The organism is Stenotrophomonas sp. Ker107b (assembly GCF_053847245.1).
Genome location: NZ_JBSPHX010000001.1, coordinates 2,192,065 through 2,201,565 on the forward strand (window position 1 = coordinate 2,192,065; position 9,501 = coordinate 2,201,565).

General features: G+C 66.6%; 7 protein-coding genes. 3 read left to right on the forward strand and 4 right to left on the reverse strand.

Translation table 11 applies throughout. The annotated features are described in order from the left end of the window. Positions 1-105: 105 nt before the first annotated feature. The 4 genes from ACWV8V_RS09970 to ACWV8V_RS09985 form a co-directional block, all read right to left on the reverse strand. A complete protein-coding gene (locus ACWV8V_RS09970) occupies positions 106-1,242 on the reverse strand; it encodes a DUF3103 family protein (RefSeq protein WP_455899578.1) in 1,137 nt (378 codons plus the stop codon). Between the two features lie 264 nt (positions 1,243-1,506). After that, positions 1,507-2,757, reverse strand: coding sequence for a DUF819 family protein (locus ACWV8V_RS09975; RefSeq protein WP_353085366.1), 1,251 nt, complete (start codon positions 2,755-2,757; stop codon positions 1,507-1,509). A gap of 115 nt (positions 2,758-2,872) precedes the next feature. Continuing rightward, positions 2,873-4,204 carry a sensor histidine kinase gene (locus ACWV8V_RS09980; RefSeq protein WP_455899579.1) on the reverse strand — a complete coding sequence of 444 codons (1,332 nt, stop codon included), beginning with the start codon at positions 4,202-4,204 and terminating at the stop codon, positions 2,873-2,875. Beyond that, on the reverse strand, positions 4,191-4,892 hold the full coding sequence (locus ACWV8V_RS09985; protein WP_259259520.1) for a response regulator transcription factor: 702 nt from the start codon (positions 4,890-4,892) through the stop codon (positions 4,191-4,193). The genes ACWV8V_RS09980 and ACWV8V_RS09985 overlap by 14 nt, the downstream gene beginning before the upstream one ends. 130 nt (positions 4,893-5,022) lie before the next feature. Here ACWV8V_RS09985 and ACWV8V_RS09990 point away from each other — a divergent pair, with 130 nt between their 5' ends. From ACWV8V_RS09990 to ACWV8V_RS10000, 3 genes are all read left to right on the forward strand, one after another. Beyond that, on the forward strand, positions 5,023-6,732 hold the full coding sequence (locus tag ACWV8V_RS09990) for a glycosyltransferase family 39 protein (RefSeq protein WP_455899580.1): 1,710 nt from the start codon (positions 5,023-5,025) through the stop codon (positions 6,730-6,732). Between the two features lie 101 nt (positions 6,733-6,833). Next, on the forward strand, positions 6,834-7,604 hold the full coding sequence (locus ACWV8V_RS09995) for a phosphatase PAP2 family protein (RefSeq protein ID WP_455899581.1): 771 nt from the start codon (positions 6,834-6,836) through the stop codon (positions 7,602-7,604). After that, positions 7,601-9,253 (forward strand): phosphoethanolamine transferase, encoded by a 1,653-nt coding sequence (locus ACWV8V_RS10000; protein WP_455899582.1) that lies wholly within the window; start codon positions 7,601-7,603, stop codon positions 9,251-9,253. Before ACWV8V_RS09995 ends, ACWV8V_RS10000 begins: the two co-directional genes overlap by 4 nt. The last annotated feature ends 248 nt before the right edge of the window (positions 9,254-9,501 follow it).

Sequence of the window (9,501 nt, forward strand, 5' to 3'; positions counted from 1 at the left end):
CTGGTAGCGGATGCACTCAAAAACGGCGGCGCGAAAGCGCCGCCGTTTTTTGTCGGGTCGCGTTTGCCACTGCCTGCGACAGGCATCAGGGGTAGCCGCCCGGCGCTACTGGAGCGTGAGGGGGCTCAACGTTACCTGTGCATTGTTCGCCGCGCCCATCCGTCCGGTATAGGTCTGACCGCGCTGGAGCAGATAGAAGCTGTCCAGGTAGTCGGTATCGTTGGTGAACCAGCCGCTCGGCATGGCCTTGAGGATCGCACCGCCGATATCGGCAATCACCGCGTACTCCGGGGCGAAGGCGCCCAGCGCCAGCTTCACGCCTTCGGTGAGGGCGATCAGCAGGTCTTTGTAGTTGGTGTCGCCATCGTCTTCGAACAGTTGCACGTTGGCGGTGTCGAACCGGTAGTTGCCCCAGATCACAAAGGCTTGGCCCGGGGTGTAATCGGTCTTGTCATGGTCCAGGTACGGCAGTGACACCGTGGCCATCTCCGGCTCTGCCTTGCCTGTCTGCAGCCCGGACACCACGGCGAACACTTCCGCGCCGCCCAACGCCCATGGCTCGCCGTCATCGGCCAGGCGGATACGGTCGAGCCGGGTGACATCCAGGGAGGTCGCTCCATCGGCGGCCACCGTGAGCCGGTCGGCCGACTGCAGTCCCCTCGCCTGCAACCCGGCATTGATCAGGGCCATGCCTTCCTGGACCGCCTGCCCGGTATCGATGTCCACGATCAATACCGGGAAGGTCGGGGCTACCTGCGCGTCCAGCAGATGCTGACGCCCGTGCCGGTCGTAGGCCACCAGGGAGGTCCAGGTGCGGTCATCTCCCTTGGGCAACACTGCCACCCAGAGATCGGCAGGCGCCACTGCGCTCAGCGTCTGCCCGGCAGGCACGAAGCTGCGGACCTGCAGCAAACCGCGCTCTGCGGCCGGCAGGCCCTTGTACCGGCGGACCAAATCATCGCGTTCGGACAGCATCCGCGACGCCAGGCTGTTCCCACCCGGATCGCTCTCGGCCAAGACCGCGGTCAACGGCAGCCCGCGCCCGGGGTGCGCCGCCAGCGCATCGACGAGGGCGCCGGCCCGTGCCGGCTGCCCGAGCCACACAGCCACATCGCGTGCACTTGCATCGGCCACGGCGTGCACCCCCCCTTGCTCGCCCGGGGCCGCCTTTACGGACACTACAGAAGCGAACATCAGTACGCCGGCGGTGATCACCGACATCAACACGTCTTTCGTCTTCATCGTGCTTCCTGATAGGTGTCGACTGCCGTCGACAAAAGATCCATGCCATGCGCGTTCGGCGCACAGCACAGTGCATGCCGCCGGACCTTACGCGGCGGTGCCAGCACGATTCCGTACGCCTTTCACAGTTCGTGTCGCATGCAGCCATTTCTGACACCGGCGCGTGACCTGGGTCCCAGACGCATGCCGTTCAGCGGGTCATCGCCGCCCAAAAAAAGAGGCGGCCATCAAGGCCGCCCCGGGAGTCGACAACGTGGCGCGCGCTTACGCGCCCGCCATCCATTTCAGGATCAGCCCGGTCACATACGCCAGGCCGGTACCGGTGGCATAGCCCACAGTGCCCAGCAGCACGCCAACCGGCGCCAGCGACGGATGGAACGCGGCGGCGACCACGGGGGCCGATGCCGCTGCACCGATATTGCCCTGCGAGCCGATCGCGAAGAAGAACAGCGGCGCACGCAGCAGTTTGGCGGCGATCCACAGCACCAGGATGTGGGTCAGCATCCAGATCGCGCCGAGCGCGAACAGCCACGGACGATCGAGCAGCGAGAGCAGGTCCATCTGCATGCCGATGCAGGCGATCAGGAAATACAGGAACAGCGTGCCCAGGCGCGAAGCACCGGCCGACTCCAGCCGCCGCGCACGGGTGAAGCTCAGGCCCAGGCCGAGCGCCGTGGACAACAGCACCACCCAGACGAACGCACTGTCCAGGCTGAACTGACTGGCCCAGCTCACATTGGCTTTGAACCAGCCGCTCAGCGGCGCCGCAATGGCATGCGCCAGGCCGACGCCGCCCAGCGCCACGCCGACGATCACCATCAGGTCGGTCAGGCTGGGGATCCGCGCGTTCTGCGCCTCGTAGGCGGAAATCCGCGCCTTCATCTCATCGATGGCGCGGGTATCGGCGCCATTGCGCGTGTCGATCTGCTGGGCGCGGTTGGCCAGGAACAACAGCACCGCCATCCACAGGCTCGCGCAGGCCACATCGACCACGGCGAACTGGCCGAAGGTGGTCGCATCCGTGCCGAACACTTCACGCATCGCCACCATGTTGGCACCGCCGCCGATCCAGCTGCCGGCCAATGCGGCCATGCCCTTCCAGGTATCGCCAGCCACCGTGGCCGGGTGGATCCAGGACATCGCCTGGAACGACACGATCGCACCGAGAATGATGCCCAGCGTGCCGGCGCAGAACACCACCAGCAGCTTCGGGCCCAGCTTCATGATGCCTTTCAGGTCGATCGAAAGCGTCAGCAGCACCAGCGCGGCGGGCAGCAGCACGTCACGCGCGATCGGGTTGTAGAGCGAGGTGTTGTGGCCATCGATGAGGCCGGCGGTGTTGTAGATGGCCGGGATGAAGTAGCACAGCAGCAGGGCCGGCACCCACGCGAAAATCTTCTTGAGGATCGGGGTCGGGCCGCTGGCGGCCCAGAAGATCACGGCAAGGGTAGCGGCGATCAGGCCGAGGCCGACAATGTCATTGGTGATCAGGGCAGTACTGGGTTCGGTCGGCATCACGCCATCCTCTGTCGATCGAAGGGATAAAAAAAAAGCGCCGCATAGAGCGGCGCCTCCGGAGCTTAACATTGTCTTCACGACGCCACACTTTGCAGCGCAGCGCGCGGGATGATTACGTCGCAGGCAGCGACGGACGCGCGTTGGCATCCGGCAACGAGGCACCGAGATCGAGAATCACACAGGTTCCGCGTGGCACGCAGGGTGCGATCTTCAGCGCCCAGCCCAGGTGTTCACAGAGCCGGGCGATCAGCTCCAGCCCGATCCCGCTCTGCTCATTGCGGTCACCCCGTGCCATGCGCGCGTGCACGGCGGCGATTTCTTCCGGACTCATGCCCAGCCCGGGATCCTGCAGGGTCACCACCGCCTGATCGGACACCTGGATGTGGATGGTGCCGCGGCCGCTGTTCTCGATCGCGTTGCGCAGCAGATTGCCGATCGCCGCCTGGACCACGCCCAGTGGCGCGACGATATCCACCCGCGCCAGACCATCGATCTCGATGTGCAGGTCCTTATCGCCCATCAGGTGACGATGGTCTTCAATGATGTCCGGCACCAGCAGATCGAGCGGAATACGCTCGCCCAGTGCCGCCAGCCGTGCCGGGTCGCGCGCCAGCACCAGCAGCAGCTGGATCAGCTGCTCCACGCCTTGGGCCGTGCGATGCACACGCTGCATCTGCTGGCGGGCGCGGTCGGGAATCTCCGGCTGGCCCAGCGCAAGCTCGGCGGCCCCGGTGATCACCGCGATCGGGGTGCGTAGTTCATGGCTGGCCGTGCTGATGAAGATCCGCTCGCGTTCAACGAACTGTTCGTTGCGCGCCAGATAGTCGTTCAACGCATTGGCGATCACGTACAGCTCGGAGCTGGCGCGCGGGTCCACCTCCACCCGCTGCCCGGGCACCCCCGGGTGCAGGTCGTCGATGCGTTTGGCCAGCGAGCTCAGTGGCCGTACCAGCCGACCGACGCCGAAGGACGCCATCAACACGGTGACGATGATCATCAGCACGCCGGCCAGCAGCACCCAGCGCGTGGCGAACTGTTCCAGCTCGTGAAAATCGTTGATGTCCAGCACCAGCGCCAGCCGCCCCAGCTGCGCGGTTTCGCGGACCATCACCGCGCTGGCACGCCCGTTGACCTCCACACCGTCATGCAACCCTGGATGCAACGTGCGCAGGCTTTCCGGCACCGTCGGGCTGCCGTTGAGGTAGAACAACCGCAGCGTGTCCGAATCCTGCCAGCGGTAATGCGGCTCGTGCTCGATGTGGTTGACGATGCTGTCCAGCTCGGAGTTGAGCAGCGCGCGCCATGCCGAGTGCTCGGCGTGTTCGTGCACGTAGTTGCCCACGCTGAACACCGCCAGCGAGATCAGCGCCAGGTAGCCCAGCAACCACCAGACCATGCGCCGGTGCATCGGTGCTGGCGTTGGCGTGCGCTTATGCCGCGTCATCTGCACTGTCCGCAGCCGACACACCCAAGCGGTAACCAACCCGCGGCAAGGTATGGATCAACTTCTGCTGGAACGGGCCATCCACGCTGCGACGCAGCTCGTAGACATGCGAGCGCAGCAGATCGCCATCAGGCAACTCGTCGCCCCATAGCGCGAACTCCAGCTGCTGGCGAGTGACCGCGCCAGGGCTGGCCCGCATCAGCACTTCCAGCAGCTTGCGGCAGGCCGGGTACAGATGCAGCACCTTGCCGTCGCGATGCGCTTCCAGCGTCGCCAGGTCGAGCTTGAGGTCTGCCACTTCCAGCACCTTGCGCGGGTTGCGTCCCTTGGCCCGCACCATCAATGCTTCCAGGCGCACTTCCAGCTCGGGCAGTGCGAAGGGCTTGGTCAGATAGTCATCGGCGCCGGCACGGAAGCCGGCGATCTTGTCCGGCAGTTCATCGCGTGCGGTCAGCATGATCACCGGCACTTCCGAACCGTGGTCGGCGCGCAGCCGTCGCAGCACTTCCGGGCCTTCCATGCGCGGCAGCATCCAGTCCAGGATCAGCGCGTCATAGGGCTGCGACACGGCCAGGTGCAGGCCGGTCACCCCGTCGGGCGCGACATCGAGCACATGGCCCCGCGCCTCGAAATAATCGAATAGATTGGCAACCAGCTGACGGTTGTCTTCAATGACCAGCAGCCGCATGGGAGACTCTCGTGACCGGTTGAGCGCATGGTAGCGGCAACCATGTCGGAATCCGGTCGCAATGGGGTGGTTACGACGCTTTTCCTACGCTGTCGGGGAGACAGTGGCTGTTTTGCCGACGAGCCTGCGCGTGCCTGACTCCTTCTTCCTGCGGCGGTGGCCGCGCGTGCTGGTCTGCCTAGCCCTGCTGCTGGCACTGGCCGCCGGCATCGGCCTGCGCCAGCCCTCCCCGCCCGATGAACCGCGTTTCGTGCTCGCAGCACGGGCCATGGTCGAGTCCGGCCAATGGCTGCTGCCCCATCGTGGCAGCGAGCTGTATGCGGAAAAGCCGCCGGTCTTCATGTGGATGCAGGCGGCCAGCCATCAGCTGTTCGACGGCTGGGCCCTCGCCTTTCTGGTCCCCTCGCTGCTGGCCGCGCTGCTCACGCTGTGGCTGACCTGGGACCTCGGCCGACGCCTGTGGACCCGACGCATCGGCTGGTGGGCGATGCTCGCCTTGTTCAGCTGCCTGCAGTTCGGCCTGATGGCCAAACGCGCGCAGATCGACATGGTGCTGGTGGCGATGACGACCCTCTCGCTGTGGGGGCTGCTGCGCCACCTGCTGGAGCGCCGCAACCGGCCGGTGCTGTGGCTGGCCGGCTTCGCCGCCGGGCTGGGCACGGTCACCAAGGGCGTGGGCTTCCTGCCGCTGCTGGTGCTGGTGCCATTTGCCCTGTGGCGCTGGCGCACCCGTGGCACGGCGCTGCCGCCAGGCACCGCGCGCGATCTGTGGTGGCTGCTGCCGGCCTTCCTGCTCGGCACCGCAGTCTGGCTGGCACCGCTGGGCATCGCCCTGCTCAACGCGACCGATCCCGCCCTGCACGCCTATGCACGCGAACTGCTGTTCAAGCAGACCGGCACCCGCTACGCGAACGCCTGGCACCACGTGAAGCCGGCCTGGTACTACCTGCAGGTAATGGCGACCTTGTGGCTGCCCGGCAGTTTGCTGCTGCCGGCGCTGATCCCGGCGTGGTGGCGCCGCCTCACCCGCCTGGATGGGCGCTGGTGGCTGCTGCTGGGTTGGGCCGTGCTGGTGCTGGTCTTCTTCAGCGCCAGCCCAGGCAAGCGCGAGGTATACATCTTCCCGATGCTGCCTGCGCTGTGCCTGGCCGCCGCACCGCTGCTGCCCGGGCTGCTGCGCCGGGCCTGGCTCCGCTGGCTGCTGTGGGGGTATGTCGTCGTCCTCGGCGCTGCTGCGCTGTACATGGGTACCCAGCTGTTGGGCGGCAGCGACTGGGCGCACGCGCAGTTGGCGCGGCGCGCGATGCCCGACTCGCTGCTGCCGGTGCTCGGCGGCTGGCTGCTCGCCTTCGGCGTGGTGCTGCTGGCCTTGGCACTGTGGTGGCGGCAACGCCGTGTCGGCGTGCTGGTGGTGGCGACGTCGTTCCTGCTGTGGAATCTGTACGGCTGGGTGCTGATGCCGACCCTGGACCCGTACAGCTCCGCCTCGGCCGTGATGCAGCGCGTGGGCGCTCGGATCGGGCCGGATGCCGAACTGGGCGTGGTCGCCTGGCGCGAGCAGAACCTGCTGCAGGCCGACCGCCCCGTCACCGATTTCGGTTTCAAGACGCCGTGGGAGCAGCAATGGCAGGCCGCCGGCCCGTGGCTGGCGCAGGCGCCAGCACAGCGCTGGCTGCTGGTGCTTGATGAGGCGATCAGCCCGTGCGTGGATCCCTCGGCGGTGATCGAGATCGGCAGCGCCAACCGCAACCGCTGGCTGCTGTTCCCGGGCAGCGCGTGGCGAGCGGACTGCCATGCCGCAGTGACGGCCAGCGACACCGGGCAGGACGAAGAAGACTGAACAATGGGCCGCGCTTAACCGACGGGCAACATCGCTCCGACCGCTCTCCGACACCCCGCTGACGACCATGGCGCCGGAATCTCCCGCCGGCCCCTTTGTCCATGTTCCCAGCGTCCACCGTTGCCCTTTCCTCCACGCCAGTGGCGACAGCCACGCCGCACTTCCTCCGCGACCACCTATGGGTTCCGCTGGCGTTGACCCTGCTCGCCAGCGCTGCGCTGATGGGCGCCGGGGGCGACCAGTGGCTGGCCGACCAGTGGTATCGCCTGGAGGGGCAGCAGTGGGCGCTGCAGAACGCCTGGTTCACCACTCACCTGATCCATCAGGCCGGCAAATGGGCCAGCAGTGTGGCGGCGCTCGTGGCCATCGTGCTGTGCTTCCACGCCTGGCGCAGTGAGCGCGCCGTCGCGTGGCGCTGGCCGCTGCTGTATCTGGTGCTGGCGGTGGCGCTGGGGACCGGTCTGGTCTCGCTGCTCAAGTCACTGACCAACATGGACTGCCCGTGGGATCTCACCCGCTACGGCGGCACCCGCGGGTTCATCGGCCTGTTCGCCACACGGCCACCGGGCATGCCGCGCGGGGTGTGCTTCCCCGGGGGGCACTCCAGCGCGGGTTTTGCGTGGGTCAGTCTGTACTTCTTCGCTTTGATGGTGCGACCCGCCTGGCGCTGGCGCGGCCTGGCGGTCGGCCTGCTGACCGGCGGCGTGTTCGGGTTCTCGCAGCAACTGCGTGGCGCGCATTTCCTGTCGCATGATCTGTGGACACTGGCCACCTGCTGGGCGGTAGCGCTGGGCCTGTACCTGCTGGTTGAACGCATCCGGCTGCACGAACGCCGCACGGTGCCGGTCAGTGGGCAGGGAGACGCGGCATGAGCGCCACCCTCCCGCGTACTACACGCTTCCCGGCGCTGGCTGCCTTGCGCGCCTGGCGCCCGCAGTGCACCACCGAGACCTTGATCCTGCTCACCAGCGTGTTCTTCGCGCTGGCCTGCAATGGGCTGTTCTGGCACAGCGCGATGGCGACCCACCCGGGCAGCGTCCGCTTCGCGCTCTCGCTGCTGCTGTTCCTGGTCGGCGCGCACAGTCTGTTGATGGGCCTGCTGGTCTGGCGCTGGAATGCCAAAGTCGTGATCAGCGTGCTGCTGATCGGCACCGCACTGGCCGCGCACTACATGAGCAGTTACCACATCTATCTGGATGCGGACATGCTGCGCAACGTGCTGGCGACCGATCACAAGGAAAGCGGCGAGCTGATCACGCCTACGCTGATCCTGCCGCTGCTGCTGTTGGCCTTCGCTCCCATGCTGCTGCTGTGGCGCGTGCAGCTGCGCCGACGCACGCTGGGCAGCGCGCTGCTGTGGCGCCTCGGTTTCCTGCTGCTGTCGGCACTGATCGCCTTCGGCGGGGCGATGCTGTCCTTTCAGGAAATGTCATCGCTGATGCGCAACCAGCGCGAAGTGCGCTACCTGGCCACGCCCGGCAACGTCCTGCTCGGACTGCCCAAGGCGCTGCGCGGCGACAATCCGATCCAGCGCGCTCCCAAGCTGCCGATCGGCATGGATGCCAAAGCGACCCCACGTGCGCCAGGCGGCCGCCCGCGCCTGCTGGTGATCGTGATGGGCGAGACCGCACGCGCGCAGAACTGGGGCCTCAACGGCTATGCCAGGCAGACCACGCCGGAACTGGCCCAGGCCGGGGTGATCAACTTCCCCGACATGCACTCATGCGGCACCAGTACCGAGGTCTCCCTGCCCTGCCTGTTCTCGCCGTATGGGCGGCATGACTACGACGAAACGAAGATCCGCGCGCACCAGTCATTGCTGCACGTGCTGGACCACGCGGGCATCAGCACGGTGTGGCGCGACAACCAGTCCGGCTGCAAGGGCGTGTGCGAGGGTCTGGAAATGCAGGCACTGGACGATGCCAAGCACCCGACCCTGTGCGCCAACGGGCGTTGCATGGACGAGATCCTGATCGACGATCTGGCCACCCAGGTCCGCGCCAGGCCGGGCGACCGCGTGGTGGTGCTGCACCAGCTGGGCAACCACGGCCCGAGCTATTTCGAGCGCTATCCGGCGCGCTTCCGTCGCTTCACGCCGACCTGCGACACGCCGGATCTGGGCAAGTGCAGTCGCGAGCAGATCACCAACAGTTACGACAATGCGCTGCTGTACACCGATCACCTGCTCTCGCGCACGATCGGCACGCTGAAGGGCATGGACGACTACGACACGGCGATGATCTACCTCTCCGACCACGGTGAATCGCTCGGCGAAAAGGGCCTGTATCTGCACGGCGTACCGTATGCGATCGCGCCGCAGGAGCAGACCCACGTGCCGATGACGATGTGGTTCTCGCCGTCCTTCGCGGCCAACCGTGGGCTCAACCTGGCCTGCGTGCGGCAGCGCGCGGGCAAGTACACCGATCACGACAATCTGTTCCCGTCGGTGCTGGGGCTGATGCAGGTCAAGACGTCGGTGTATGAACGTGACCGGGATCTGTTTGCGTCGTGCGAGGTTTGAAGCGGAACGACCACTGCTGTCAGCTATTCGCTCTTCCGTTTGGGTCGAGGCAGGCCATACCGTGGCGGGACGCGCCGTAAACCCATCCATGGGGGCTCGATATGCGCCATCCATGGCGCCCGACGGTCCCGCCACGGTATGGCCTGCCTCGCCCCCCACACTGTCCGTCGGCGGATAGTCGAGCAAAGACAATGGCTTCGGCTGTGGGTTGGTCTCGAGCCGTTGTTGTTCCCATGCGCACCGACCCA

Bases quoted from the DNA above. Each gene is read 5' to 3' on its own strand.
- ACWV8V_RS09970 (WP_455899578.1), bottom strand. From the start codon at position 1,242: ATGAAGACGAAAGACGTGTTGATGTCGGTGATCACCGCCGGCGTACTG.
- ACWV8V_RS09975 (WP_353085366.1), bottom strand. From the start codon at position 2,757: ATGCCGACCGAACCCAGTACTGCCCTGATCACCAATGACATTGTCGGC.
- ACWV8V_RS09980 (WP_455899579.1), bottom strand. From the start codon at position 4,204: ATGACGCGGCATAAGCGCACGCCAACGCCAGCACCGATGCACCGGCGC.
- ACWV8V_RS09985 (WP_259259520.1), bottom strand. From the start codon at position 4,892: ATGCGGCTGCTGGTCATTGAAGACAACCGTCAGCTGGTTGCCAATCTA.
- ACWV8V_RS09995 (WP_455899581.1), top strand. From the start codon at position 6,834: ATGTTCCCAGCGTCCACCGTTGCCCTTTCCTCCACGCCAGTGGCGACA.
- ACWV8V_RS10000 (WP_455899582.1), top strand. From the start codon at position 7,601: ATGAGCGCCACCCTCCCGCGTACTACACGCTTCCCGGCGCTGGCTGCC.